Consider the following 26292-nt stretch of genomic DNA (forward strand, 5'->3'; position numbering starts at 1 on the left):
ACCCCTTCATTCTGGGTGAACACGGCGGGAGCCGACAGTAAAGGTTTCCCTCCTACCGCAGTAGGGATGCGTGGAAATAGCTTCTGAACCACTGTCGACTCGCCGACGGATTCAGCATCCGCGGCTCGCTAGGAAAGGTGGCTGCTCATGGCTTCGACCGTGGCGCCCGATGTCTCCGCCTCCCCGGAAAACGGGGAGAAGAGGATCGACTTCCACAGGATGAACCGCAAGGCGTGGATAGTGACGGCGCTGCTCGTCCTCTTCCAGATCGTGGCCTTCGCCGACAAGGCCGTACTAGGCCTGGTGGCCTCCGAGGCCATGCCCGATCTCGGAATCTCCGCCGTCGAGTTCGGATTCATCGGCAGTGCGTTCTTCTTCCTCTACGCAGTGGTCTCCGTGATCACGGGTTTCCTGGCTGCCAGATTCTCGGTCAAGTGGATCATCCTCACGATGGGCGTCGTCTGGGCGGTCATGCAGTTCCCGATGCTCCTCGGTGGCGGTGCTGCGGTGCTGCTGATGACCCGCATCGTCCTCGGCGGCGCTGAAGGCCCCGCGACGGCGATGTCCCTCACCTCGGCTCATTCGTGGTTCGAGCCGCGTCGTCGCGCATTGCCGTCCAACTTGGTTGCTGCCGGCTCGACCCTGGGACCGGTCATCGCCGCGCCTGCCCTCGCCTGGGTCATCGTCGCCTGGGGTTGGCGCTGGGCCTTCGGCGTCCTCGGCATCGTCGGATTCGTGTGGGTCGTCGCCTGGCTCCTGATCGCCGCCGACGGACCGTTCGCCGGGCACGGCAAGCACACTCCGGCGAACGACCGTACCGGCGACCGGAAGCCGGCGCAGGGCACCGCGGAGGTCGCCACGGCCGAGGTGGACGAGCAGAAGCCGGTCGTCGTATGGCGCGCCCTGCTCAGCATGACCTTCCTCGCCGCGGTGATCGGAGGGGCCTCCAACTTCTGGGTCCAGGGTTTCGTCACGACCTGGTTGCCTCAGTACCTCGGCACCGTGGTCGGCCTGTCACTTCCTCAGGTCGGCACCGTCACCACCATTCCCTGGATCCTCGGTGCCGCCGTGTTGCTGCTGCTCGGCTTCCTCGGCCACCGGTTGATGAAGCACGGCCACAACGCGCATCGCGCGATCGCGGTCCCGTTCGGTATCGCAGCGCTGGTGGCCGGAATCTGCTTCATCCTGGTCCAGACGACGTCGGGTGTGCCGGCCGTCGCCCTGCTGTGCCTCGCCGCCGGCTGCAGCCTCGCGTACCCGATGACCGCCTCTGCGATCGCTTATGCGGTCGGCGCCAAGCAGCGACCGATTCTCATGGCCACGCTCGGCGGCGTGGCCTCGATCGGTGCCATCGTCTCCCCGACGCTCGTGGGCTGGCTGATGGCCCGCGCCGGTTATGTCTCGCCCCCTGCCGGCAGCACACTGGCTCCCGAAATGGCGACGAACATGGCGGTCGGTGTGCACCAGGCATTCACCATCACCGGCATCATCCTCCTCGTCGGCGGCGTGCTCTGCATCCTGTTCCTCCGGCCCGAGAGCCTCGGCCGGAAACTGCAGTCCGAGTACGTCAAGCATTGAACCGGCATCTCGATGCACGCCGGAGCCATCCCGTCCCCGAGATCAGGAGGACCGCAATGACGGATATCGCGACCCCGGTCGACCGAGGGCTCTTCCGGGAGGTGATGGGGCACTACCCGACCGGAGTGGCCGTCGTGACCGGCCGTGCGGACAACGGCGAACTGCTGGCGCTGGTGGTCGGGACCTTCGGGTCGGTGTCTCTCGATCCGCCCCTCGTCTCCTTCATGCCGATGAAGACGTCGAAGACGTTCGCCAAGATGCGGGAGTGCGCGTCGCTGTGCATCAACATCGTGGGCGGTGAGCAGGAGGAACTGGTCTCCACCCTCGCCCGGCGCTGGGAGAACAAGTTCGACGGAATCGACTGGTTCCCGTCCCCGTCGGGGGATCCGGTGCTGGCGGACTCGGTGGCATGGATCGACACCCGCATCACCGACACGGTGGAGGCGGGCGATCACTGGATCGTCCTGTGCGCTGTGGCGGACATGGCCGTCACCAACCCGGTGGCCCCGCTGATCTTCTTCCAGGGCGGTTACGGGAGTTTCGTCGGGACCTCCTTGATGGCTCGGATGGAGCACCGGCTGCTGTCGGCGATTCGGGAGGCGGACTGCGCACGGACGGCCGTCGAGGACCTCGCGCACGACATCGGTTGCGAGGTCACGGTCTACACCGCGGTCGGTCGGGACGAGATGGCAACGGTACTCTCGGCGTCGGCTCCCGGAGTCGATCCGGAGAACGGCCTGGCGCAGCGAGTTCCGATCGTGCCCCCGATCGGTGACTCGCTCGTGTTCGATCTCCCGCCGGAAGATCAGGAGCGGTGGCTCGCCAAGGCCCACGGCGTCGAGGAGCCCGGGAGGCAGCTCTACCGGGACCGTCTCGACTTCGTCCGCGCACACGGGTTCCTGCTGTCGTTCCTTCCTCGGGAAGGCGGAGCCGCATACGAAGGGATGCGCGACGCCACCCACCGTTATGCGAACGGGAGACTGACCCCGGCGCAGGAGCGGAACATCCGCGAGCGCGTGGTCGAATCGGCGGTCGACTACACGTTGCGCGACCTCGAGGAAGAGGAAACCTACGACATCGGTTCCGTCGTACTGCCGGTTCGCGACCGAGCGGGCGGCTACACGCGCACGCTGCGTTTGGGGCAGCTTCCCCGCCGGGTTTCCGGGACGCGAGTACGGGAGTGGATCGCCCGGGCCGAGAAGGTTGTCGACATCCTCGAACTCGGGGGCGGTTCCGACAGGTAATCCGTTCCCGCGGAATTGTCTTCACCACGGGAGTCGGTGCTCGTGGACGAGTACCGGTCAGCCCGTGACCATGATCTGCGCGGCGCTCTCCTTGAGTTTCGCGTTGGCCCAGCGCAACTGACGCAGGGTCTGCGGGTGGCAGCGTTCGGCCGTGGCGAGCAGTTCCCGGTCCTGCATGGCCTGCGCGGTCTGGGCCAGGATCTCCCAGTCCAGTGAGACCCCGGCTGCCATCCGGTGGATCTCGCGCAGGTCGTGCAGGAGCAGCAGGCCGGGCTCGTGGCGCCGGCCGAGCAGTTCGCTGCCCTTCTGCCGCAGGCGGGCCAGGATCGTGTGGTCGTCCTCCGGTTCGGCGTCGAGGTCGAGGTCGTAGTCGCGCCCGACCCGGGCGAGTTCGCGCACGTGTTCCTGGGACCAGCGTGCGAGATCCCGTCCGAGGTAGAAGATCTCGTGGTCGGCCTTCTGCCGGTCCGAGATCTGCAGCAATTCCCCCGCCAGGTCGTTCTCGGCGCGGTGCAGTTCGCGGATTGCCAGACCTACCTTGTTCACGATGCGCCTCCGCTCGTGTCGACGACGGTCTCGGTCGCGGTGCCGGAAGGACCGCCCACGGTGTCGGGAACGTCGGTGCCCACCGGTCGTGAGGCGGTGGTCGTCGGCGCGGCGGACGGTGTGCCGTCCCCGGCCAGGAGACGCTCGGCCCGGGCGGCGCCGGTCTTGAACAGTGGCTGTTTCGACGCCGGATCCCAGTCGGTGACGGTCAGTTCGTTGGCGGCGCGGCCCTCGGAGTCGCCCGGCTCGTGCCCGCCGGGGGTGTCCCAGTAGCCGTAGTGGAACGGCAGGAACAGCACGCCGGGGCGGATGCCGCTGATCCGCAGCCGTGCCTCCACCCGGCCACGCGGGGTGGTGATGAGCAGCAGGTCGCCCTCCCCCCAGCCGTGCCGCTGGGCGTCGGAGGCGGACATCTCCACCCACACCTCGGGGGCGGCGTTCTGCAGCTGCGGTGCCCGCCCGGTCTTGGTGCGGGTGTGGAAGTGATAGAGGGTCCGCCCGGTGGTCAGCAGGTAGGGGAACTCCTCGGAGACCACCTCGTGCGGGGGCAGGTACTCCCCTGCCTTGATCACGGCCTTGCCGAGGGGGTTCATCGCCTTGTACTCGGTCGGTTCGAGCGGGGCGCCGGTGACCATGTCGCGACCGTAGCTCTCGCAGTAGTCCGGTGCGCTCCAGAACTTCCCGTCGGCGTAGAGGCGCTCGGTGCCGTCGGGGTGCTCGTCGTTGCAGGGCCATTGGATGCCGCTGCCGCCGCGGAGCCTGTCGTACGAGAGGCCGGTGTAGTCGCACGGCCGTCCCGCGGTGCACTGCTTCCAGGCCTCGAACGCCTCTTCCGGCGTGGACCACTTGACCAGGGGCTGCCCGTCCTTGTCCTGCAGTCCCAGCCGGCGGGCGTAGTCGAGGAAGATGTCCAGATCGGGCCGGGCCTGCCCGGGCGGGTCGACGGCCTTCTCCGACAGGTGCACGGTGCGGTCGACATTGGTGAACGTGCCGGTCTTCTCCCCCCACGTGGCGGCCGGCAGCACGACGTCCGCGAGTTGCGCGGTCTCGGACAGGAAGATGTCCTGCACGACGAGGAAAAGCCTTTTCTGGGACAGGATTTCGCGGATGCGGCCGAGTTCCGGCAACGACACCGCCGGGTTGGTGCCGTTGACGTACAGGAACCGGATCGAACCGTCCTCGACGTACCGCATCATCTGCATCAGGTGGGTGGGCGCGGTGTAGTGCGGGATCCGCATCGGGTCGATGTTCCACACCCGCCCCAGCTCCTGGATGTGTTCGTCGTTGGCCCAGTTCCGGAACGCCGGCAGGTCGCCGTCGGCCCCGCACTCGCGGGTGTTCTGCGCCGTGGGCTGGCCGTTCATCTGCAGCACCCCGCACCCCGGCTTGCCGAGCATGCCGCGGATCAGGTGCACGTTGTTCACCTGGACGGCAGCGGCGGTGGCCTGATGGGACTGGTAGAAACCCTGCAGCACGGTGGACAGCAACCGTTCGGCGGTGCCCAGGAGCCGGGCGGCCGCCCGCAGGTCGGCGAGCGGGACGTCGCACACCTGCGCGACCTTCTCCGCCGGGTAGCCCTCGAGTTGCTTCTCCAGCTCGTCGAAGCCGACGGTGTGGGCGTCGACGTAGTCGCGGTCGATCCAGCCGTGCCGCACGATCTCGTGCAGCAGCCCGTTCATCAGCATCACATTGGTGCCGGGCCGGGGTGCGAGGTGCACGGTGGCCGCGCGCGCCACCGGCGTCTCCCGCGGGTCGACGCAGACGATCGCCGGGGGGTTCGGGCCGGCGAGCCGGTCGAGCACCCGGGTCCACAGCACACTCTGGGTCTCGGCCATGTTGTGCCCGTACAGGGCGATCACGTCGGCGTGGTCGATGTCGGTGTACGACCCCGGTTGACCGTCGCACGCGAAGGACTCCTTCAGCGCCGCGGCCGCCGTCGCCGTGCACAGCCGGGTGTTGCCGTCCATGTGGTTGGTGCCGATGCCGCCGTGTCCGATCAGCGCCAGCGTGTAGTACTCCTCGAGGAAGAGCTGACCGGTGGTGTAGAAGCCGATCGAACTCGGACCGCGTTCGGCCAGCAACTCCTTCGTGCGCCCGGCGACGGCGTCCATCGCCGTGTCCCAGTCCGTCTCCACGAGCGCACCGTCGCGCCGGATCAGCGGTGTGGTCAACCGATCCGGCGAATGGTTCGCCTGCCAGCCGAACAGGTCCTTCGGACCGAGCCGGCCGTGATTGACCCGGTCGACCGCCCGGCCCCGCACGCCCACGATGCGCCCGTTCTCGACGGCGATGTCCAGCCCGTCCCCGTTCGAGTGCAGGATCGTCGCCGACTGCACCCAGGTGTCGACGTCGTCCTCGTCCACCCCCTCGGCGAGATACATGTCCACCCTGGTCGGCCACGTCTCACCGGGACCGTAGGGAGTGCGAGCACCCCACGGGTCCCGGATCCGGTCCGTACGCGTCATACCGGAGGCGCTACCCCCTGCGCAACGAACCAAACCTGCCGCCGACGGAACTCAGTGGGAACGAGGAAGGCGCACGATGTGGAGGAAGAAGTTGTCGATCCGCCGGATCACCTCCGCGAACTGCGGGAAGTCGACCGGCTTGGTGATGTAGGCGTTGGCGTGCAGCCGGTAGCTGCGCAGCAGGTCCTCCTCGGCGGCGGACGCGGTGAGCACCACCACCGGGATGTGCCGCAGTTCCGGGTCGGCCTTGATCTGTGCGAGGACCTCCCGGCCGTCGTAGCGGGGCAGGTTCAGGTCGAGGAGGATCAGATCGGGCCGCGGCGCGTCGGCGTAGGGGTCGCGCCGGAAGAGGAAGCTCAACGCCTGCTCACCGTCGCGTACGACGTGCAGTGCGTTGGTCAGTTTGTGGTCCTCCAGGGCCTCGCGGGTCATCAATTCGTCGCCGGCGTCGTCCTCGACCAGCAGAACGACGATGGGTTCGGCGGGCTCGGTCATGTGGTGGGCTCCTGAACCAGGGGTGCACGGAACGTTCTCCGACCGTACGCGGTACGGCAGCGACTGCGGTTCGGCCCCCATGACCGGCCGCCGCGCCGGCAGTCGGAGAGCACGGCGTGTCCGATGTTGTGCCAGACTCCGGAACATGGCTGTCGATCCACGTGGTGCCGACCTGAAGCGCTTTCTCGCCGAGGACCCGGGCGGGCCGGTGGTGATGCTGAACCTGCTGCGGTTCGGCACCGGTGGTCGCGAGATCTACGCCCGCTACGCCGACGCCCTCCACGAGACGTTCCTGCCGCGCTACGGCGGCGAGGTGCTCTACGCGGGCGACGGGTCGACCGCGCTCGTGGCGGAGACCGGGCAGGACTGGGACGCGGTCCTGCTCGTGCGCTACCCGACGCGGCGTGCCTTCTCCGAGATGGTCGCCGACCCCGAGTACCAGCGGGTCACGGCGTGGCGCACCGACGCGCTGCAGGAGGCTGTCCTGCAGGCGACGGTGCCGTGGCCGGTGCAGTCCTGACACCGGCCGTCAGTAGCGCAGCAGGGCGCCGATGCCGTCCGCCGGCGTGAGGCGCTCGTCCATGCGGAGCACGGCGGCGCCGGTGGCCACGGCCGCGAACGGCAGGGCTTCGTCGGCGCGGCAGACGCGCTCGCTGCCCGAACCCATCTCGGACAGCGCTCCTGCGTCGGCGGCCACGAGCGACGGGTCGTCGCCCACGAGCACCGTGGTGTCGTCGAGGTCCCCCAGGATCAGCGTGTCGACCCGCCGTTCGCGCAGCGCCGCCGTCACCTCGGTCACCCCTTCGACGGCCAGGCCGGTTCCGGCGCCGGCCCGATAGCGCTCGGCCACGTCGTCCATCTCGGCGAGGCGACGCTGCGCCAGTTCCTCCTGGATGACATCCCGGATCCGCTCGCGGTCGGAGCCGTCGGCGCGAGAACCGGTCTGCACCTGCACCAGGACGTCGCCGGTGCGCTGGGGCAGGGCCTCCGCCAGGTCCGTGCGGGAGCGGACCTCGCCGATCACGAACACCGGCTCGGCGTGGTGCTCGTCGGCCAGTTCGGTGATGCGGTCGGCGGCGGCGGCGATGTTGCGGCGCCGCTGCTCCTCGACGTTGGGTTCGGGATCCCCGTAACCGGGCGACTGGGCGCCGGCCGCCTTGTGGATCGGGTAGCCCTCCCCGGCGACCGTCTCCTCGTGGAGCACGCCGCCGTGCCGGTCGTAGACGGTCAGGTCGCCGCCCGCGTGGTCGACGGCGGCCACGAGGTAGGGCCGGCCGCTCGTGCCGTGTTCCACCAGCGGGAGCAGGTAAGGCATGTCGGACAGTCGCACCTCGGTGCGCAGCGGCGGGCGCACGAGCCGCTCGTGCACGAGTACCCCGTCCGGGTTCGCGACGATCGCGCGGCCACCGCTGCCGACCGCCGCCGGCGCCTCGGTCACCGCGCGCTCGACGTGGCCGAGCACGGCCCGCGGAGTCCCGAGTTGTTCCAGTTGCTCCGCGATGGAACGCCAGGTCAGTTCCGCAACCTTTGCCGCATCCTCGGTCGCGTGCGAATCCTCGTAGTACACCGAGGCGAACGGGCCGGTCGCGGTGGTGAAGTCTGCGAATCGATCGGCGTGCACAGCTACTCCTTCGTCGGTGCCTCACGGTCTCTCGATTCGTGTGCCCCCGACCCGCGCGAGTAAACGTGCCCGCACCGATCCGGCGGCAATTTCCGTCCGCGCGGTTTGCCTGCCGCAGAATCGGCAACCCTGCACCCATGGCGTCCTCGGTGAACGTGCCGTCGTGGCACGTCCACGGCTCGTCGATGCCCCCGCACGTGATGCCCCCGCACGTTCGGAGTCCGGACCTGCACCACGACCGGCGGTGGGTCCGCGGGTCGTACGCGCGGTCGGGCGGCGCGACGAGGCTGTCAGGCGAGGCGCTGTCAGGCGAGGCGACGGGCACGACGATCCGCAGAAGGGAAGGGCCATGAAGATCGCGATGGTGTCCGATCACGCAAGCCCCTTCACGGTCCCCGGCGACGTCGATGCGGACGGCCGGAAGGTGCACGTCGCCGAGCTGTCGGCGGCGCTGGTGCGCGCAGGACACGACGTGACCGTCTACACCCGTCGCGACGACCCCGACATACCCGAGCGAGTCCCGACCGACGACGGGTACGAGGTGGTCCACGTCCCCGCCGGTCCGCCGGCTCCGCTGCCGGCGGACGAGCTGCTCCCACGGATGGGTGAGCTCGGTACCTTCCTCGAACGGGAATGGACGAGGGATCGGCCCGACGTCGCCCACGCCCACTGCTGGATGCCGGGGATCGCGACGCAGCTCGCCGCCCGCACCGTCACGGTGCCCACGGTGCAGACCTTCCACACCCTGGGTGTGGTGGAGAGCCGGCACCGGGGCGGGGCGCAGACCGGGTCGCCGAACCGGATCCGTATCGAGCGGCTCCTGGCGCGCGGCGCGAGCCGGGTCGCCGCGACCTGCACGGACGAGGTGTTCGAGCTCGCCGCGCTGGGCCTGCCCCGCACCCGCACGTCCGTCGTGCCCTGCGGGGTGAACCTCGCGCAGTTCGCGCCCACCGGCCCCGAGGCTCCGGCGCGCGGGCCGGGGCGCCGCATCGTCGCTGTCGGGCCGCTCGTGCCGCGGATGGGCTTCGACGTGGCGATCCGGGCGCTGGCCCTGCTCCCCGGCACGGAACTGGTGATCGCCGGCGGACCGGCGGACGACGGCGCCCCCGACGAGGCCGCACGTCTGCGCGCCGTCGCCGGGGACCACGGCGTGCTCGACCGGGTGCACATGACCGGGCACGTGTCCCGGACGGACATGCCGGCGCTGTTGCGGTCGGCGGACGTCGTCGTATGCACGCCCTGGTACGAACCGCTCGGCCTGGTGCCGCTCGCAGCCATGGCATGCGGGCGGCCGGTGGTGGCCACCGCGGTCGGCGGCCTGCTCGACACGGTCGTCGACGGGGTCACGGGCACGCTGGTGCCCCCGCACGCGGCCGACGCGGTCGCGGCGGCGGTACACACCCTGCTCACCGACGACGTCCAGCGCACCGCCTTCGGTCTCGCCGGCCACGACCGGGCGAGCACCCGCTATTCGTGGGACCGTTCCGCGGCCGACGCCGTGCGCACCTACGAGAGGTGCGTCCCGGCGGATCCGCGGTCGGTGCGGTCCGTACGCTCCGGAGCCCGCTGAGATGCTCGGGCCACGGCCGCGACGGGACTTCCGGGATCTTCACGGAATCTTCACGGATTCGGCCTACGGGCACGCCGCGGAGACGTTACTCTTGCAAACAAGGTTGAGAAGCAGCCGGTTTCGTCTCGTAGAGGCGACTGCTGCGCTCCCTGCCCGGACGGGCGTTGCTCCAGCAGTCGGAAGTGTCGACGGAGGAACAGCCATGGTCCATCTGCTCGCCATCCTGACCACACCCCGCGGGTGCGGTCTCCGAAGCGCGGCACGGCAGGTGCAGCCGTGACCGCCAATGTCGTCCTGCTGCTGTTCGTGCTGGCAGCAGGTATCGGCGGCACCGCAGCGTTGCAGGGGGCGCTGCGGCGTCGCCGCTGATTCCACAGCGGCATCACCGCCGATACGACAGCGGCGTCGCCGCCGATGTCACAGCGGCGTCGCCGCTGATTCCACAGCGGCGTCGCCGCCGAGTGCTCGGCGCGTTGGTAGTGTCTGCGTCAGCTGCCCCGGTCGCCCAGACCCCCGGGAACGGAGAAGCGCGATGCACGACGAACACGTCGACGTCCTGATCGTCGGCGCCGGACTCTCCGGTATCGGCGCGGCCTGTCACCTGCAGGACGAATGCCCGGACAAGACCTTCACCGTCCTCGAGGCACGCGACGTCATCGGCGGCACCTGGGACCTCTTCCGCTACCCGGGCATCCGGTCCGACTCCGACATGTTCACCCTGGGGTACTCGTTCGAGCCGTGGGCCGAGCCCGAGACCTTCGCCGACGGCCCGTCCATCCGCGACTACGTCCGCCGCACCGCACGGGATCGCGGCATCGACGAGAAGGTCTGGTTCCGGCATCGCGTGGTCCGCGCCGAATGGTCCACGCCGGCCGCCCGCTGGACCGTGACGGCCGAGCGCACCGACACCGGGGAACGAGTTCGCCTCACGTGCGGCTTCCTGTTCGTCAATTCGGGCTACTACCGCTACGACGAGGGCTACACCCCCGAGTTTCCCGGCGTGGAACGGTTCACCGGCACCCTCGTACACCCACAGCACTGGCCAGAGGACCTGGACTGCACCGGCAAGCGCGTCGTCGTCGTCGGCAGCGGCGCCACCGCCGTGACTCTCGTCCCAGCACTGGCGAGGACGGCCGCACACGTGACGATGCTGCAGCGCTCCCCGAGCTACGTCATGTCGCGTCCCTCGATCGACCCGGTCGCCGGCGCGTTGCTCGGCCGGATACCGCTGAAGCTGGCCTACCCTGTCGTCCGCTGGGCGAACGTGCTGGGCAGCATGGCCTTCTTCCAGTTGAGCCGGCGCCGGCCCGATCTGGTCAAGCGGCTGCTACGCAAGGGCGTGCAGAGCCACCTGCCCGCGGACTACGAGGTGGACGTGCACTTCCGGCCGCGATACGACCCGTGGGACCAGCGCGTCTGTTTCGTGCCCGACGGCGACCTGTTCCGGGCGCTGCGGGAGGGCCGGGCGACGGTCGTCACCGACACGATCGACACCTTCACCGAACACGGGATCCGCCTGGAATCCGGGCAGGAACTCGCCGCCGACGTGATCGTCACCGCGACGGGACTGAACCTGCTTCTGCTCGGCGGGATGGCCGTGAGCGTCGACGGTCGCGACGTCGAGATGGGAAAGACGCTGGCGTACAAGGGGATGATGCTCTCCGGGGTGCCCAATCTCGCATTCACCGTCGGATACACCAATGCGTCGTGGACGTTGAAGGCCGATCTCGTCGCCGGATACGTGTGCCGCCTGCTGCGCCACATGGACGCCCGCGGATACGCCTACTGCACCCCGACGGCCCCCGCGACCACGACCGCGACGTCCCCGTTGGTCGATCTCGCGTCCGGGTACGTCCTGCGCAGCATCGATTCGATGCCCAGGCAGGGCCCCGCGGCGCCGTGGCGGCTGTTCCAGAACTACGTCCGGGACCTGGTGATGATGCGCCGCGGACGACTCGAGGACGGCGCCGTGCGCTTCTCCCGGGCAGCGCTTCCGGCAACGGCGCAGTCGGTGGCCTGAGGTCGCGGGCGAAAGAACCAGCGTAGGAGCGCGGTTCGAGGCCGAGCGCGACACTGCGCACATCCGCCGCATAGACTTCCGGTGGAGGAGGCGGTCGATCCTTCCGGTGCACGGATCCGCAGCCACAGCTACTTCCAGGGGCGGAGAGTGACAGATGCAAGTTGGTGCCCTGTTCGGCAGGTATCGCCTGGACCGTCCACTGTCGGTGGACGCGACGGGCGAGGTATGGGCCGCGTTCGACACCACCACCGGCCGGAACGTCGCGGTGCGGGCGCTGCCACCCGAGGTGACCGAGGACGACGAGTACCGCGCTCGTTTCGAACGCGAAGCCGAGATCGCCGCCCGGATCCGGAACCCTCGTGTGCTCCCGATCCACGACTTCGGGCAGATCGGCACCCGGCTCTTCCTCGCAACGCCCGTCGTCGAGGGCACCGATCTGCAGACGATGCTCCGGTCCACCGGCGCGATGGACGTCCCGCGGGCAGTCGGTGTCGTCGAGCAATTGGCGTCGGCGCTCGAGGCCGTGCACGCGGCCGGGCTGGTCGAACAGGAAGTGACGTCGGCGAACGTCCTGGTGCAGGGCGACGGAAATGTTCTCCTCACCGACGTCGGGTTCCCCCCGCATCCCGGCGCGGCGACGGGCGTCTACGGCCTGGCGACGGTGCTGTACGAATGCCTCACCGGCAGACTCTTCCAGTCCTCGGGTGGACGAGCGGGGGCCCCGCAGTCGTCGTCGGCGGTCTCGGATCTTCCGGCCGGCATGGTCGAGGTCGTCGCACGCGGAACGGCACCCGAACCCGCGCGGCGCTACGGATCGGTGAGCGAGCTGGCCGCGGCGGCACGCGCCGCGGCCGCGCCGTCACATCCCACCGGCAGGTCCGTTCCCGCGGTCGCTCCGCTCACCCGGAACCGGCGCGTCATGATCCCGGTTCTCGCGGCGATCGTCGCCGTCCTCGTCGTCGGCGGCGTGGCCCTCGGGGCCGTGTCGTCCGACGACGCCGACCCGACGCCCGTCCCCATCGCGGTGCAGCCGGCCTCTCCGACGTCCACGCCCTCGGCCGCACCGACCACCTCGACAGCCGCGGAACAGGAGCCGACGCCACCTCGGACGGAGTCCCAGGCTGCCGAGGTTCCAGCCCAGGACGGCGAAGTTCCACCCCAGGACGCCGCCCCCGCGAGGCCGGTGCCTCGATCGGCACCGCCGGCTCCTGCCCCTGCCCCCGTCCCGGCTCCGGCACCTGCGCCCGCAGGACCACAGGTTCTGCCGTGCTACCCCGGCTACGAGCACACCCCGCCGCCCGACGGACCGTGCCTTCCCGCCGGGTCGGCTCCCGCGCCCGCCCCTGCACCTGCACCTGCACCTGCACCGGCAGAACCACAGGTACTGCCGTGCTACCCCGGCTACGAGCACACCCCGCCGCCCGACGGACCGTGCCTTCCCGCCGGGTCGGCTCCCGCGCCCGCCCCGGCACCTGCACCGGCGCCCGCAGCACCACAGGTACTGCCCTGCTACCCCGGCTACGAACACACCCCGCCGCCCGACGGACCGTGCCTTCCCGCCGGGTAGGCGCCGGCCGCCGCGGAGCGGTAGCGCTCGACCGTCCGCTCCATCCGGACGGCGCGGTCACCGTGCGTTCCGGCTCGTGCTCGTCACTACGCGTGCGCGCCGGCGAGTCGCACCTGGACCGACTTGGCCATCGGACACCGTTCGACGGCCCGCAACGCGAGGGTTTCCCTGGCATCACGATCCTCGACACGAGGCAGCCGCACGTCGACCTCGGCGGAGAGATCGAACTCCTGGTTGCCCCGTGAAGTGAGTTCGACGCGGGCGTCCACGGCGCACTCCCCCAGGTCGTGATCGCCGGCCGACGCCGTCGCGATGAGGGTCTGGTACACGCACGCCGCCAATGCCGCCGCATACAGTTGCTCGGGCGTCACCGCGTCGAACCCGGCGGCGTTGTCCGGCGTCGTCACGCGCAGGTCCGGTGAATGCCCGTCGATGCGCACCGAGGTGTCCTCGGCCGTTGCGGTGTATCGATACGAATTCGGCTCTGTCATCAGGTGTTCCTCCGGTCCGCACTTCGCTCTGAGCGCCGGCGCCGCTCGCTACGGCACCGATGCGATCACCCGGGTGCCCGAACCGAGCCCGGGGAAACCCGCGGCCGGGGATTGACACCCACCGGACCGGGTAACCGCACCCATGACCACCCTTCGTGCCCTCGCCCTGAACTGCACACTCAAACCGTCCCCGGCGGAGTCCAGCACCGACCTGATGGTGTCGCATGTCCTGTCCGCGCTCGCCGGGCACGGCGTGACCACCGAATCGGTGCGCGTCGTCGACCACGACGTCCGTCCCGGTGTGGAGGCGGACATGGGTGACGGCGACGAGTGGCCGGGCCTGCTCGAACGCGTCGCCGCCGCCGACATCCTGATCGTCGCCACGCCGACCTGGGTGGGCCACATGTCCAGCGTCGCCCAGCGCGTGCTCGAACGCCTCGACGCGGAACTGTCGAGCACCGACGACGAGAACCGGCCACGCATGGTCGGGAAGGTCGCCGTCGCCGCGGTCGTGGGCAACGAGGACGGTGCGCACAAGATCGTCGCCGACCTGTTCCAGGGTCTCAACGACATCGGGTTCAGCATCCCGGCCCAGGGCTGCACCTACTGGAACGGGGAAGCGATGTCCGGCACGGATTTCAAGGACCTGTCCGAGGTTCCGGAACAGGTATCCACGACCACGCAGGCACTGGCACGGAACGCCGTCCATCTGAGCACCGTGCTGCGCGAACGGCAGTACCCGCCGTATCCGGACTGAGCCCGCCCGCCGCATGCCGCCGGTTCGCCCGCATGCCGCCGGTTCGCCCGCATGCCGCCGGTTCGCCCGCATGCCGCCGGTTCGCCCGCATGCCGCCGGTTCGACCGAATGTCACACGCGTTCGATCGAATCGAACGTATGTGACATTCGGTCGCCGACACCGAGGCGAGCACCGGTCGTCGCGGAGAAGAAGTAGACCTCCCCCGGCTGCGGGAGCAGGTGCACCTGCTCCCCCGGACCGATCGCAACTCGTCGATCCACCCGTACGACGACCTTGCCCGTCGCGCTCGACCAGTCGGCCGGCCCGGTCGCCGTCGCATGGACGAAGGCCTCCGCGCCGAGCTGCTCGACCAGGTCCACCGTCAGGGACAGCGTCCCGGACCGCCACGCGCCCACGGGGGTCCATGCCTCGGGCCGCACCCCGACGACGATCCGGTCGGCGCCGACGTCGGCCGGAACCGGCACTCGTAGGGCGCCGAGCACGGCCGCGCCGTCGCGGACGGGTGCGTCGAGCAGGTTCATGCCGGGCGAACCGACGAACCCGGCGACGAAGGTGTTGACGGGGTTGTCGTACAGGACGCGGGGTGCGGCGACCTGCTGCAGGCGACCGCCGTCGAGGACGGCCACCCGGTCCCCCATCGTCATGGCCTCCACCTGGTCGTGGGTGACGTACACGGTCGTCGTGCCGAGTCGCCGCTGCAGTCCGGCGATCTGCGAACGCGTGCTGACGCGCAGCTTCGCGTCGAGGTTGCTCAGCGGTTCGTCCATGCAGAACACCGCGGGCCGTCGCACGATCGCCCGGCCCATGGCCACGCGCTGTCGCTGCCCACCCGAGAGCTTGCCCGGTTTGCGGTCGAGCAGCGGCTCGAGTTCGAGCATCCGCGCGACGTCGAGCACCCGCGTCGTCCGTTCCACCCTGCCGACGCCGGCGTTGCGCAACGCGAAACCCATGTTCTCGGCCACGGTCATGTTCGGGTACAGCGCGTAGTTCTGGAACACCATCGCCACGTCGCGGGCCTTGGGCGGCAGTCCCGTCACGTCGGCCCCACCGATGTCGATGCGACCGTCGTCGACCGCCTCGAGGCCCGCGAGCATGCGCAGGCTCGTGGTCTTCCCGCAGCCCGACGGCCCGACCAGGACCAGGAACTCCCCGTCCGCGACATCGAGGTCGAGGCGGTCCACCGACGGCCGATCGGCACCGGGGTAGCGGTGGGTGACGGACCGGAAACGTATGCTTGCCAAGGCTTTCCCTACAGATTCGGGGTGATCTGACGGTCGATGATCTGCTGCAGCTGCCGCGCGACGTCGCCGAACGCCGTCGGCACGTCGGCCCCCTGCAGTGCGATCTGTTCGAGGCCGGTACCGATGATCTGGTCGCCGCCAGGCACGAAGACGCGCGCGTAGTCCTGTGACCGGGTGCGCGCGAGCTGGTCGACAGCGGTGCGGGCGTTGGGGTTCTGCTCGAGGAATGCTCTCATCCCGGGATCCTCGGTGGCGGACTTGCGCACCGGCATGTAGCCGATCTTCTGCGAGAAGTAGGCGGTGTTCTCCCCGTTGGTGACGAAGTCGACGAACTTCAGCGCGTTGCGCTTCCGCTCGTCGGAGATGTTCGCCGGAATCGCCAGTCCCGCACCGCCGGTGGGGCATCCCGGCGTCCCGTCGGGGGCGGGCAGGAACGCGGTGCCGAAGTCGAACGCGGCGTTCGCGGTGATGCCGGACAGATCGCCGGTCGAGGCGATGGTGGACGCGATGATCCCGGCGGAGAAGTCGTTGGCGATGTCCGTGGACACGCCCGCGTACCTCCCGGTGTGGATCATGTCCTTCAGGAACTGACCCGCGGCGATCGTCTCCGCGTCGCCGAAACGCAGCCGCCAGCCGTCGGAGTAGGCTCCGCCGAACGTCCAGATCGGTCCTTCGAACGTCCAGCCGAGGTAGTCCTTGGCGTTACCCCAGCCGTGTGCCAGCTTGCCGGACCCGACCACCCGCTGCAGTTCGGGACCCCACTCGGCGAACTCCTGCCAGGTGGCGGGTCCGCGGTCGGGAAGACCGGCCTGCCGCCAGACGTCCCGGTTGTAGTAGAACAGCGGCGTCGAGCGGGCGTAGGGCAGCGCGAAGTGACGGCCCTCGAAGAGGTAGTCGGCCAGCAGGGAATCGACGTAGTCCCCGGTGTCCACGCCGACCTCGGCGAAGAGGTCGTCGAGCGGGGTGATCGCGCCGGTCAGCGCGTAGTTGAACCACCACACGTCCGACAGGACGACGACGTCGGGCAGGTCGCCTCCGGACAGGGCCGCGTTGAACTTCTGCGACACCTCTTCGTAGTTCTTGCCGCCGTCGATCAGGTCGACCGTCAGGTCCGGGTACTTCGCCTCGAACCGGGCGATGAGCTCGCGCTCCACGTCCTGGGACTTGCCCGGGTGGTTGGACCAGAACTTGATGGTGTTCGCCGCGGATGCGGATTCCGAGGACCCGGACGACCCGGTGCCGGCGCACGCCGCCAGCGCGGCGCTCGCGGCGACGAGCCCGGTCAGTCCCAGAAATCCACGCCTGTCGATGTTCACGAAGTTGCTCCTGGAGAGTTCAGCCCTTGACCGCACCGGAGGTGAGGCCCTTGATCATGTGACGTTGCAGCGCGAGGAAGATCACGAGGATCGGCAGCATGGCCAGCACCGTGCCGGCCATCACCGGCCCCCAGTTGGTGACGCCGTCGTTGTTCTGCAGCTGGGTCAGCCCGATCGGCAGCGGCGCCACGGACGCGTCGTCGGCCATGAGAAACGGCCACAGGTATTCGTTCCACTCGTTGACCACGGTGATGAGCGCGAACGCGACCAGGGTCGGTCCGGACACGGGTAGCACGACCCGCCACAGCAGGCGGACGTGCCCGGCCCCGTCCATCCGCGCCGCCTCGATGATCTCGGCGGGAATGGACAGAAAATGGTTGCGCAGCAGAAACGTTCCGAATGCCACACCTGCCAGCGGCACGATGATCCCCTGGAAGGTGTTGCGCCACCCCCATTCCGCCACCAGCGCGTAGTTGGAGATGACAGTGATCTGGTTCGGCACCATCAGCGCGGCGACGATACCGAGGAACACGAGGTTCTTGCCGGGGAAGCGCAGGAACACCAGACCGTAGGCGCTCAGGATGCCGAGGACGAACTTCACGCTCGACAGCACCGTGGTGATGATCAACGAGTTCCGCAGGAACGTGCCGAACGGCACCGAGGTGACTGCCTCCGTGTAGTTCCGGGGATGGAACACGGAGGGCCACCAGGTGACCGGCAGCGTGTAGATGTCGGGTCGCTGCTTGAACGAGGTCACCACGATCCAGTACAGCGGCAGCGCCACGACGAGCAGTGCCACGACCATCGCGGCGTAGGCGAGTACCCGGATCGTGCGCTCGCGACGCCGATACGGCTGCGCCGCTGCCGGTTCCGTGGTCGTGACCGGGCGCTCCAGGAGCGTCGTCATTCCGCACCCCCCGTCCGCTGGACCGACCGAATGTCACATGGCTTCGATGTGATCGAACGCGTGTCACATTCGGTCGCACGCCCACGCCCACGCCTACCCCCACGCGCGCGCCGGGGACGGCGGGCGGGGCGCGCAGTGTCGTCGCGGTCCATCAGGCGCACCTGGTAGACCGTGACGGCCAGCAGCACGAGGAACATGATCGTCGCGACGGTGGCACCGTAGCCGGCCCGGAAGTTCCGGAAGGACTCGTTGTAGACCTGGTAGACCATCGTGGTGGTGCCGGTACCGAGCGGCCCGCCCCGGGTCATCACGTTGATGATGTCGAAGACCTGGAAGGAGTTGAGCAGCACGGTGATCGACAGGAAGTACGTGGTGGGACGGAGCTGCGGCAGCAGGACGCGCCGAAAGGCCGTCCACGACGAGGCGCCGTCGATCGCGGCGGCCTCGGACAGTTCGGGACGCAGGCCCTGCAGGGCCGCCAGATAGATGACGAACGTGTAGCCGAGGTTCTTCCACAGGTAGGTGAGGGTGACCATCACCAGCGCCCAGGCCGGATCCTGGTAGAAGTCCGGGGTGTTGAGCCCCAGCCTGCCCAGCAGATCCTGGACGAGGCCGAAGTTGGGATCGAACACGAACTGGAACGCCACCCCCACCGCGGCACCGGAGATGACGAACGGCGCGAAGAGTGCGGACCGGACGAGGTTGCGGCCCAGCAGTTTCCGATCCAGCAGCAGCGCCAGCGCCAGTCCGAGCAGCATGGAGCCCGCGACGGTCGCGACGGTGAAGACGACGGTGTTGCCGACGATCTGCCACGTGTCGGCACGGCCGAACCACTCGCGGTAGTTGCCCAGTCCGACGAACGTCGCGGTGGGGCTCGAGATGTTCCACTCGAAGAACGACAGTCGGATGTTGTCGACGAGCGGCCGGTACGTGAACAGGACCAGCAGCGCGAGATTCGGCCCGATCAGCGCGGCGAACAGCGCGTAGTCGCCCCACGGGCGTCCCCACGGACCCCGGTCGGTTCGGGGCAGTACTCTTTCCGGACTCGAGCGCACTGCGGCAGTGTGTCTGCCGCGGACGAACCGGAGGTTACGCCGGTCTGGCGCCGACGAGTACTCTCGTCACCGTCGAGGTACGAAGTGCTCGCCGGCGCCGGCCGTTGTCCGGCTAGAGGTTCCAGTCGCCGAGGCCGTCCCAGCCGTTGAGGATGCCGCCCCCGGTGTTCTGCACGATCACCGGGTCACCCTTCCGGGCGTTCTCGAAGAACCAGCGGCCGTCCTCGGTGCTCACGTTCAGGCAACCGTGGCTGACGTTCGTGTTGCCCTGCGCCCACTCGGACCACGGCGCCGCGTGCACGAAGATGCCGCTGTTGGAGATGCGGGTCGCGTACTCGACGTAGGTGCGGTACCCCTCGGGCGAGTCCACCGGCACGCCGTACGTGGACGAGTCCATGTACATGTCACGGAACTTCTCGCCGACGATGTAGGTGCCGTTGGGCGTCTCGTAGCCCGGCTTGCCGAACGACGTCGGCATGGTCTTGACGACCTCACCGTTGCGGGTGACGGTGATGGTCTTGGTGGCGTCGTCCGCGACGGTGACCAGCGCGTCGCCGACGGTGTACGACGACTGCGTGCCCCCGGCGTTCACGGTGACCTGGGTGTGGGCGGGCCAGAACTCGTAGGGCCGCCAGCGCACCTGCCGGTCCGACGCCCAGTAGAAGTGCCCGTCGACGGGCGGGTCGGCCTGGACCTCGATGTGCCGCTCGGCGGCGGCGCGGTCGGTGATCGGCTCGTCGAAGCGGATGATGATCGGCTGCGCGACGCCCACCGTCTCACCGTTCGACGGGTTGATCGACGGGGCGGAGAACGGGGCGGGTTCCGGCGCCTGGCCGGGCAGCCGTTCGACGAGTTCCTGCACGCTCGGCAGTTCGGGTCCGCCGGGCCACAGGGGTACCGCGGCGGCGGGTCCGGTCATGGTGAGCGTGGCGGCGCCGACGCCCACCAGCGCGGTGACGACACGGCCGGACCAGCGTCCGGCGCGGCCGCGACTGTTCGGCCGACCCTTCTTCTCGAACATTCGACAACCCATCGTTCGTTCGTGCCGTCGCACCCACGTCCGCCCCGACAGCGACGACTTGGCGCACCCATTAGACACAGCACACCTGCGGGCGGGCAATTCGACCGCGCCCGTCCGGTGGCCCGTCGGGAGCTCGACGCCAGGTCAGGACTCGATTCGGGAGGCAGCGAGGAGATCGTCGACAGCGACGAACTTCACGCGGGAGCGGCCCGCAGCACCGCCCCGGGCGCGTTCCTGCTTGTCGATCTGCTGCCAGCCCCGGTAGTCCACGTAGTCCGGCCGGCGCTCGGAGATCAGCGCCGCGAGCTTCTCCCGGTCGGCGACGGGGGCGACGAGGCGGCCGGCCACGAAGTCCTGGACCAGGTGCTCGACGGTCTGCGCGGAGCACTGCTTGTTGGTGCCGATGACGCCGGTGGGCCCGCGCTTGATCCAGCCTGCGGTGTACACCCCGGGCAGGGGCTCGTTCGTTTCCGGGTCCACGACCCGGCCTTCCTCGTTGGGGAGGATGCCGCGCGTCTCGTCGAACGGCAGATCGGCGACGGGACGCCCCCGGTAGCCGACCGACCGCAGGACCAGGCCCGTGGGCAGGGTCTCGGTCTGCCCGGTGCGGTGCGCCTCGAGGCGGCCGTTGGTCTCGGCCAGTTCGGTGCGTTCGAGGGTGATCGAGTCGACCCGGCCGTCCCCGCTCAGCGCGACGGGTGCGGCGAGGAAGCGCAGCACGATCCGCTTGTTGCCCTCGGTCTGGGTCCGGCGGGCAAAGCCCTGGACCTGTTCGACCTTCAGTGCGATCCGTGGTTCGACGGCGGGGTCGTCGACGAGGGCCCGGCTGGCCGGGTCGAGTTCGGCGTCGGCCGGGTCGACGACGACGTCGACGCCCCGGAGCTGACCGAGGGCCAGCAGTTCCGGATTGGTGTAGGCGGCCTGGGCGGGTCCGCGCCGTCCCACGACGACGACCTCGCGGATGTTCGACGCGCGCAGGGCGGCGACGGCGTGATCGGCCATGTCGGTCTTCGCCAGCTCGTCCGGGTCGGCGACCAGTGCCCGCGCCACGTCGAGGGCGACGTTGCCGTTGCCGATGATCACCGCGCGTTCGCCGGACAGGTCGAAGGTGCGGTCGGCGTAGTCGGGGTGCCCGTTGTACCAGGCGACGAACTCGGTGGCGGCGTGCGAGCCGGGCAGGTCCTCGCCGGGCACGTCCAGGTGCCGGTCGGCGGCGGCACCGACGGCGTAGATCACGGCGTGGTGGTGCGCGAGCAGTTCCTCGTGGCTGATGTGGGTGCCCACCTCGACGTTGAACCAGCACTGGCTCTTCTTGTGGCCGAGGGCGCTGCGGAACAGCTCACCGACGGACTTGGTGCTCTGGTGGTCCGGGGCGACACCGGCGCGGACGAGTCCGTACGGGGTGGGCAGACGGTCGAAGATGTCGACCTCGACGCGGGACCGGCTGGTCAGCTCCAGCGCGGCGTAGCAGGCGGCCGGGCCCGAACCGACGATCGCGACCCGCAGGGAGCCGAGTTCGGCGGGGATCTTGGTGCGGTCGCGCTCCTCGGGCCAGTCCGGTCCGATCGGGTAGCGCCGGTAGTAGTCCTCGGCGATCTTCAGGTACGGCTCGTGCTCGGCGGGAAGCTCGTTGTCGGCGTAGATCGCGTCCACCGGGCATTCGTCCACGCACGCGCCGCAGTCGATGCAGGTGTCCGGGTCGATGTAGAGCATCTCGGTGGTGGCGAACGGCGCCTCGTCGGGCGTGGGGTGAATGCAGTTGACGGGGCAGACCTCGACGCACGAGGCATCGTTGCAACACGCCTGGGTGATCACGTAAACCACGGTGGATACCTGCCTGAAGTGCCGGGGGTTCGACGACCCCCCCAGACTATAACGTGTTCCAATTCCGGTCGAGATCCGGTTCGCTGCACCTGCTCTCCCGGCGTGTCCCCCGCGCCGGGGGTCAGCCGTCGCTCGGCTCGATACGGAAGCCGATCTTCACGGTCACCTGGAGGTGCGCGACGGCCCCGTCGTCGATGTGGCCCCTGACGTTCATCACCTCGAACCACTCGAGATGGCGCGTGGTCTCCGCCGCCCGCGCGACGGCCTGCTTGATCGCGTCGTCGACGCTGTCCGTCGACGACCCCACCACCTCGATCACCCGGTACACGTGGCTCACAGCTTCGCTCCCTCCGTATCGAACTGCTTCGAACACTCGTGGCCGTCCTCTCACGCGCGACGGGCGAGTTCACGCGCCACCGCACCCAGTCGCGCGAGCCGCAGATCGCCCAGCGCGATCGGGCCGCTGCCCAGTCGGTTCGTCGTGAACGCGAGCGACAGGCCGGTGTCGAGGTCGGCGAAGGCGCCCGAACCGCCGACCCCGTAGTGGCCGAGCGCCCCGCGCGGCCGTTCCCGGCTGACGAACACCGGCTGGTGGTAGCCGAGGCGCCACGCCATCGGGACGCCGAGCACGTAGTCGCGCCCGCGTACCCGGACCTCGTTCATGGCCTCGACGGTCTCCGGCTTCAGGAACTGCACTCCGTCGATCGTGCCGCCCGCGGCGATCGCCCCGTACATCCGTGCCAGCGCCCGCGCCGAGAACACTCCGTTCCACCCGGGCATCACCGCGTCGTGCACCGACGGATCACGCACCAGCTCGTCGAACTCCTCCGGCATCGCAGCCTCCGCGAGACCGCGGGTGAGGCTCACCCGCGACAGCACCGAAGCGGTCATCCCCCAGTGCAGTCCGGCGGGATTGATCCGCGGGAACAGCTTGGCGATGCGGTGCCGCTGGTCCTCCGGAACCCGGAACCAGAATTCGGGGGTGCCCAGGGGTTCGGCGATCTCCTGCCGGACGACGTCGACGAACGGCAGCCCGGTCACCCGCTGCACGATCTCCGCGACGAGCCAGCCGTAGGTCACCGCGTGGTACCCCGGTCCGCTCAGCCGCCGAGAATCGGGCGGCGCCGCCGCCAGCGCACGAACCGTCGCGTCGTAGTCGACGATGCCCATCCGGCCGGGCCGCAGGTTGCGCACCCGGTGCAGTCCGGCCCGGTGGGTGAGGACGTCCGCGACGGTGACGTGCTCCTTACCGGCCGCCGCGAATTCCGGCCAGTACCGGGCGACCGGCGCGAAGTAGTCGATCAGGCCGCGGTCTGCGAGGCGGTGCACCACGGTCGACGCCACGCCCTTGCCGGTGGAGAAGGACAGCGACACCGTGTCGCGGTTCCACCGCCGGTCGCGGGTGGCCCAGCCCGCCCAGATGTCGAGTACCTTCTCGCCGTCCAGGTAGGCGGCGAGGGCACCGCCGCCGTGCCGGGGCAGCCGGTACAGGTCGAAGAAGCGATCCGCGAGCGGCAGGAATCGCCGGTCGACGTGCATCTCGGTCGGTGGCGGGTCCTGGACCGCCGCCGCGCCCCGCACCGGTCGGGCTGTCATCCGTGATACCTCCCAGTCGACTTCGTGCCGCCAGGCTACGTCGCAGCGTCCGTTCCCGAACGGGTTTTGCCGAAGGGTCCCGTCAGGGGGCGACGTACCGGAACGTCCCCAGCACGACGCAGCCCCGTCCCGTGGTGAGGTTGACCGCGGTCGCGGCGGACCCTTCGCACAGCACCGGATCGCGCAGGTCACCGATGAACGCCTGGGACTGCGGGCCGGCCACGACGAGCGCGGCCGCGGGCTCCTCGACGATCCCCAGTGCCAGGGCGTTCTCGCCGTAGCCGACGGCGGCGAGAGGACCTCCCGCAGCTTCGCCCGCCCCGACACCCCCAGCCAGTCCGGCCGCGAGCACGCGCGCCCCGGTGCGGGCGTCGGCGAAGCCGACTCCGCCGTCGCCGTAGCCCCACGCGCCGCTCGGCGCATCCGCGACCGCACCGCACGCGGTCCGCCCGTCGAGCTGGGTGACCGAGGTCGCCGAACCCGGGGGCGCCGCGCACGTCACCGCCTGGGCGGGCGGTGCCGCGACGAGTGCGGCCGCGACACCCGCGACCACCACCGCACCACCGCCGAGCACCCGAACCGACTTCCGTGCATCCGCTACCACCGACACGGCGACTGCCTCCTCCGGCCTCGTCCCCCGCAAACCGAATCCCCTCAGGGGAGTCTACGGAGACGCGCCCCGGTTCACCGGGTGCGCGGGCATCGATGCGGTCACGGGACGTCACCGCTCCGGTGACTACGCCCAGCGGAATGCCTAACCGGGCCGCTTGCGATCCGTGTCGCGCGACGGCTGCACCCGTTTCGGCTCGCCCGGCATCTTCGGGTGGGTGGGCGGGTAGGGCAGGTCGCCGAGGCCTGCGGCGGCGTCCCGCTCGGCCATCTCGAGCAGCACGTCGAGCGTCTGCGCGGTCTCGTCCATCGCGGCCATCGGGTCACCGCGGCGTTCGAGCAGCCCCGGCACGGTCGCGATCGTGAAATCGTCCGGATCGGCGTCGGCGAGTTCGTCCCACGTCAGGGGTGTCGACACCGTCGCGATCGGGGTACGCCGCACCGAGTAGGCCGATGCGATCGTCTTGTCCCGGGCGTTCTGGTTGAAGTCGAGGAAGATGCGCTGCCCACGCTCCTCCTTCCACCACGCGGTGGTGGCCCGTCCGCCGCTGCGACGTTCCACCTCCCGCATCAGCGCGATCCCGGCGCGGCGCACGCCGACGAAGTCCCATTCCGGGACGATGCGCACGTACACGTGCAGGCCACGGCCCCCCGACGTCTTCGGAAACCCGACCAGACCCAGTTCGTCGAGCAGCGGCCGCAGCACCTCGAGGGCGACCGCTCGGGCGTCGTCGAAGGCGGTCCCCGGCTGCGGGTCCAGATCGATGCGCAACTCGTCGGGGCGGTCGACGTCCCCGCAGCGCACCGCCCACGGATGGAACGTCACGGTGCCCAGGTTCGCCGCCCACACGACGTCCGCGGCGGCGCGCACCCGCAGCACGTCGGCGGTGCGGCCGGACGGGAACGTGACCTCGCATGTCGCGATGTGGTCGGGCCGGCGGGCAGGTACCCGCTTCTGGTAGATCTCCTCGCCCTCGATCCCGTCCGGGAATCGCTGCAGGTGCGTGGGCCGTTCCCGTAGCGCCTGCAGCAGCGGCGCCGAGCCGGCCGTCGCGACGGTCCGGTAGTACTCGACGAGGCGGCGCTTGCTGCCGGCCTCACCGAGGCGGGGGAAGTAGACCTTGTCGGGGTTGGACAGGCGGACGGGCACACCGCCGACGTCCAGTTCCATCGCGGGAGAGCGCTTCGCATCGGGCACCGCAGGTCACACTCCTGTCCGGTCGAGGACGTCGGCGAGGTCGTACCGCACCGGCACGTCCAACTGCTCGAAGGTGCAGCTGCGCGGATCGCGGTCGGGCCGCCACCGCAGGAACCGAGCCGCGTGCCGGAACCGCAGGCCGGCCTCCGGGTTGCCCTCCATCTGGTCGTAGGCCACCTCCAGGACCCGCTCGGGCCGCAGCGGTATCCATCGGCGGTCCGCGGCCGTCCGCCACCGGCTCGGCTCGCCCTCGGCGACGACGTCGGCACCGACCCGCAGCGGCGCGAGGTCGGCGAGCAACTCCTGGCGCTGCTCGACGGTGAACGCCGACGCGCCCCCGACCATCACCGGTTCGTCCCCGCCGTCGTACAGCCCCAGCAGCAGGGACCCGACCCCGTCGATGCTCTTGTGCGGGCGGTAGCCGATGAGCACACAGTCGGCGGTGCGGGCATGCTTGACCTTGCGCATCTCCCGCTTGTCCGGCACGTAGGGTCCGTCGAGACGCTTGGCGACGACCCCGTCGAGGCCGGCGCCCTCGAACTCGGCGAACCATCGGCCGGCGATCTGCGCGTCGAGGGTCGCGGCGGTGACATGGCAGCTCGGGCCGCCCCCGACCGCCGCCCGCAGCCGCTCCCGGCGCCGCGCGAACGGCGTCTCCATCAGGTTCTCGTCGCCGAGGGCGAGCAGATCGAAGCCGACGAACTGCGCGGGGGTCTGTTCGGCGAGCAGCGCGATGCGGCTCGCCGCCGGGTGGATACGCTCCGACAGGGCCTGCCAGTCGAGCCGACTGCGGCCGTCGTGCGGGCGCGGCACCACGATCTCCCCGTCGACCACGCACCGGGCGGGCAGCTCCGCCCGCACCGCGGCGGTCAGTTCCGGGAAGTAGCGCACCAGGTCCTTCCCGCCCCGCGAGCTCAGCACCACCTCGTCGCCGTCGCGGAACACGACAGCCCGGAAGCCGTCCCACTTCGGCTCGTACGACCACTCGGGGTCGCCGTCGGCAGGCTGGGCCGGAACCTCGGGCACGGCCTTGGCGAGCATCGGTGCGATCGGCGGTTCGACTGGCAGCTGCACCGGCTCATGGTCGCACCCGGGGCCGACACGTGCCCGCCGGATCTGTGAGAAATCGCCCTACGGTTCCCGCCCGAGGCGGACATTCCGTACTCTCCC

The 26292-nt window shown here is 69.9% G+C and carries 23 protein-coding genes; 7 read left to right on the forward strand and 16 right to left on the reverse strand.

Going from position 1 to position 26292, the window contains the following annotated elements:
- Window positions 1–147: 147 nt before the first annotated feature.
- Together ACWPQI_RS21610 and ACWPQI_RS21615 are read left to right on the forward strand one after the other, a co-directional pair.
- Window positions 148–1578 carry an MFS transporter gene (locus tag ACWPQI_RS21610; RefSeq protein ID WP_040274803.1) on the forward strand — a complete coding sequence of 477 codons (1431 nt, stop codon included), beginning with the start codon at window positions 148–150 and terminating at the stop codon, window positions 1576–1578.
- Window positions 1579–1634: 56 nt separating this feature from the next.
- Window positions 1635–2822, forward strand: a complete 1188-nt coding sequence (locus tag ACWPQI_RS21615; RefSeq protein ID WP_010593639.1) for a flavin reductase family protein — start codon at window positions 1635–1637, stop codon at window positions 2820–2822.
- Window positions 2823–2879: 57 nt separating this feature from the next.
- On the opposite strand, the gene ACWPQI_RS21620 is transcribed toward ACWPQI_RS21615, so the two are convergent.
- From ACWPQI_RS21620 to ACWPQI_RS21630, 3 genes are read right to left on the reverse strand one after another with little or no spacing between them, the layout of a single operon-like run.
- A complete protein-coding gene (locus ACWPQI_RS21620) occupies window positions 2880–3368 on the reverse strand; it encodes a hypothetical protein (RefSeq protein WP_010593640.1) in 489 nt (162 codons plus the stop codon).
- Entirely contained in the window at window positions 3365–5833 is a 2469-nt protein-coding gene (locus tag ACWPQI_RS21625; RefSeq protein ID WP_040274801.1) for a molybdopterin oxidoreductase family protein, read from the reverse strand. Before ACWPQI_RS21625 ends, ACWPQI_RS21620 begins: the two co-directional genes overlap by 4 nt.
- A 51-nt stretch (window positions 5834–5884) precedes the next feature.
- Complete coding sequence (locus tag ACWPQI_RS21630) at window positions 5885–6328, reverse strand: response regulator (protein WP_017680784.1); 444 nt, start codon at window positions 6326–6328, stop codon at window positions 5885–5887.
- Window positions 6329–6473: 145 nt separating this feature from the next.
- Here ACWPQI_RS21630 and ACWPQI_RS21635 point away from each other — a divergent pair, with 145 nt between their 5' ends.
- Window positions 6474–6848, forward strand: a complete 375-nt coding sequence (locus tag ACWPQI_RS21635) for a DUF1330 domain-containing protein (protein WP_010593643.1) — start codon at window positions 6474–6476, stop codon at window positions 6846–6848.
- Between the two features lie 9 nt (window positions 6849–6857).
- Here the strand turns inward: ACWPQI_RS21635 and ACWPQI_RS21640 are convergent, their stop codons facing one another.
- A complete protein-coding gene (locus ACWPQI_RS21640; RefSeq protein WP_017680786.1) occupies window positions 6858–7949 on the reverse strand; it encodes an Rv2629 family ribosome hibernation factor in 1092 nt (363 codons plus the stop codon).
- Between the two features lie 349 nt (window positions 7950–8298).
- Between ACWPQI_RS21640 and ACWPQI_RS21645 the strand changes: the two genes are divergently transcribed.
- The 3 genes from ACWPQI_RS21645 to ACWPQI_RS21655 all read left to right on the forward strand — a co-directional run bounded on the left by ACWPQI_RS21645 (window position 8299) and on the right by ACWPQI_RS21655 (window position 13106).
- Window positions 8299–9519, forward strand: a complete 1221-nt coding sequence (locus tag ACWPQI_RS21645) for a glycosyltransferase (RefSeq protein WP_010593646.1) — start codon at window positions 8299–8301, stop codon at window positions 9517–9519.
- Window positions 9520–10051: 532 nt separating this feature from the next.
- Entirely contained in the window at window positions 10052–11539 is a 1488-nt protein-coding gene (locus tag ACWPQI_RS21650; RefSeq protein ID WP_017680789.1) for a flavin-containing monooxygenase, read from the forward strand.
- Between the two features lie 154 nt (window positions 11540–11693).
- Window positions 11694–13106: a serine/threonine-protein kinase gene (locus ACWPQI_RS21655; RefSeq protein ID WP_474738491.1), complete on the forward strand. Its 1413-nt coding sequence runs from the start codon at window positions 11694–11696 to the stop codon at window positions 13104–13106.
- An 86-nt stretch (window positions 13107–13192) separates the two neighbouring features.
- On the opposite strand, the gene ACWPQI_RS21660 is transcribed toward ACWPQI_RS21655, so the two are convergent.
- Entirely contained in the window at window positions 13193–13597 is a 405-nt protein-coding gene (locus ACWPQI_RS21660; protein ID WP_017680791.1) for an OsmC family protein, read from the reverse strand.
- Between the two features lie 142 nt (window positions 13598–13739).
- Between ACWPQI_RS21660 and ACWPQI_RS21665 the strand changes: the two genes are divergently transcribed.
- Window positions 13740–14354, forward strand: coding sequence for a flavodoxin family protein (locus tag ACWPQI_RS21665; protein ID WP_048773707.1), 615 nt, complete (start codon window positions 13740–13742; stop codon window positions 14352–14354).
- A 111-nt stretch (window positions 14355–14465) separates the two neighbouring features.
- Here ACWPQI_RS21665 and ACWPQI_RS21670 read toward each other — a convergent pair whose 3' ends face one another.
- From ACWPQI_RS21670 to ACWPQI_RS21720, 11 genes are all read right to left on the reverse strand, one after another.
- A complete protein-coding gene (locus ACWPQI_RS21670) occupies window positions 14466–15596 on the reverse strand; it encodes an ABC transporter ATP-binding protein (RefSeq protein WP_010593651.1) in 1131 nt (376 codons plus the stop codon).
- 8 nt (window positions 15597–15604) lie between these two features.
- Complete coding sequence (locus ACWPQI_RS21675; protein ID WP_010593652.1) at window positions 15605–16912, reverse strand: ABC transporter substrate-binding protein; 1308 nt, start codon at window positions 16910–16912, stop codon at window positions 15605–15607.
- Window positions 16913–16931: 19 nt separating this feature from the next.
- Window positions 16932–17819, reverse strand: a complete 888-nt coding sequence (locus ACWPQI_RS21680; RefSeq protein ID WP_040274788.1) for a carbohydrate ABC transporter permease — start codon at window positions 17817–17819, stop codon at window positions 16932–16934.
- Complete coding sequence (locus tag ACWPQI_RS21685) at window positions 17816–18874, reverse strand: carbohydrate ABC transporter permease (protein ID WP_040274786.1); 1059 nt, start codon at window positions 18872–18874, stop codon at window positions 17816–17818. The genes ACWPQI_RS21680 and ACWPQI_RS21685 overlap by 4 nt, the downstream gene beginning before the upstream one ends.
- A gap of 112 nt (window positions 18875–18986) precedes the next feature.
- Window positions 18987–19895, reverse strand: a complete 909-nt coding sequence (locus ACWPQI_RS21690) for a L,D-transpeptidase (protein WP_040274784.1) — start codon at window positions 19893–19895, stop codon at window positions 18987–18989.
- A 144-nt stretch (window positions 19896–20039) separates the two neighbouring features.
- Window positions 20040–21719, reverse strand: coding sequence for an FAD-dependent oxidoreductase (locus ACWPQI_RS21695; protein WP_210063069.1), 1680 nt, complete (start codon window positions 21717–21719; stop codon window positions 20040–20042).
- 121 nt (window positions 21720–21840) lie between these two features.
- Complete coding sequence (locus ACWPQI_RS21700; RefSeq protein ID WP_010593657.1) at window positions 21841–22056, reverse strand: dodecin; 216 nt, start codon at window positions 22054–22056, stop codon at window positions 21841–21843.
- A 50-nt stretch (window positions 22057–22106) separates the two neighbouring features.
- Complete coding sequence (locus tag ACWPQI_RS21705; RefSeq protein ID WP_010593658.1) at window positions 22107–23315, reverse strand: serine hydrolase domain-containing protein; 1209 nt, start codon at window positions 23313–23315, stop codon at window positions 22107–22109.
- An 82-nt stretch (window positions 23316–23397) separates the two neighbouring features.
- Window positions 23398–23925, reverse strand: coding sequence for a DUF6764 family protein (locus ACWPQI_RS21710; RefSeq protein ID WP_010593659.1), 528 nt, complete (start codon window positions 23923–23925; stop codon window positions 23398–23400).
- Between the two features lie 144 nt (window positions 23926–24069).
- The gene (locus tag ACWPQI_RS21715; protein ID WP_040274821.1) at window positions 24070–25095 is read right to left on the reverse strand and encodes a DNA polymerase domain-containing protein; all 1026 of its coding nucleotides are present in this window, start codon (window positions 25093–25095) and stop codon (window positions 24070–24072) included.
- A 33-nt stretch (window positions 25096–25128) separates the two neighbouring features.
- The gene (locus ACWPQI_RS21720) at window positions 25129–26196 is read right to left on the reverse strand and encodes an ATP-dependent DNA ligase (RefSeq protein WP_040274780.1); all 1068 of its coding nucleotides are present in this window, start codon (window positions 26194–26196) and stop codon (window positions 25129–25131) included.
- Between the last annotated feature and the right edge of the window lie 96 nt (window positions 26197–26292).

The organism is Rhodococcus sp. LMD (assembly GCF_056108245.1).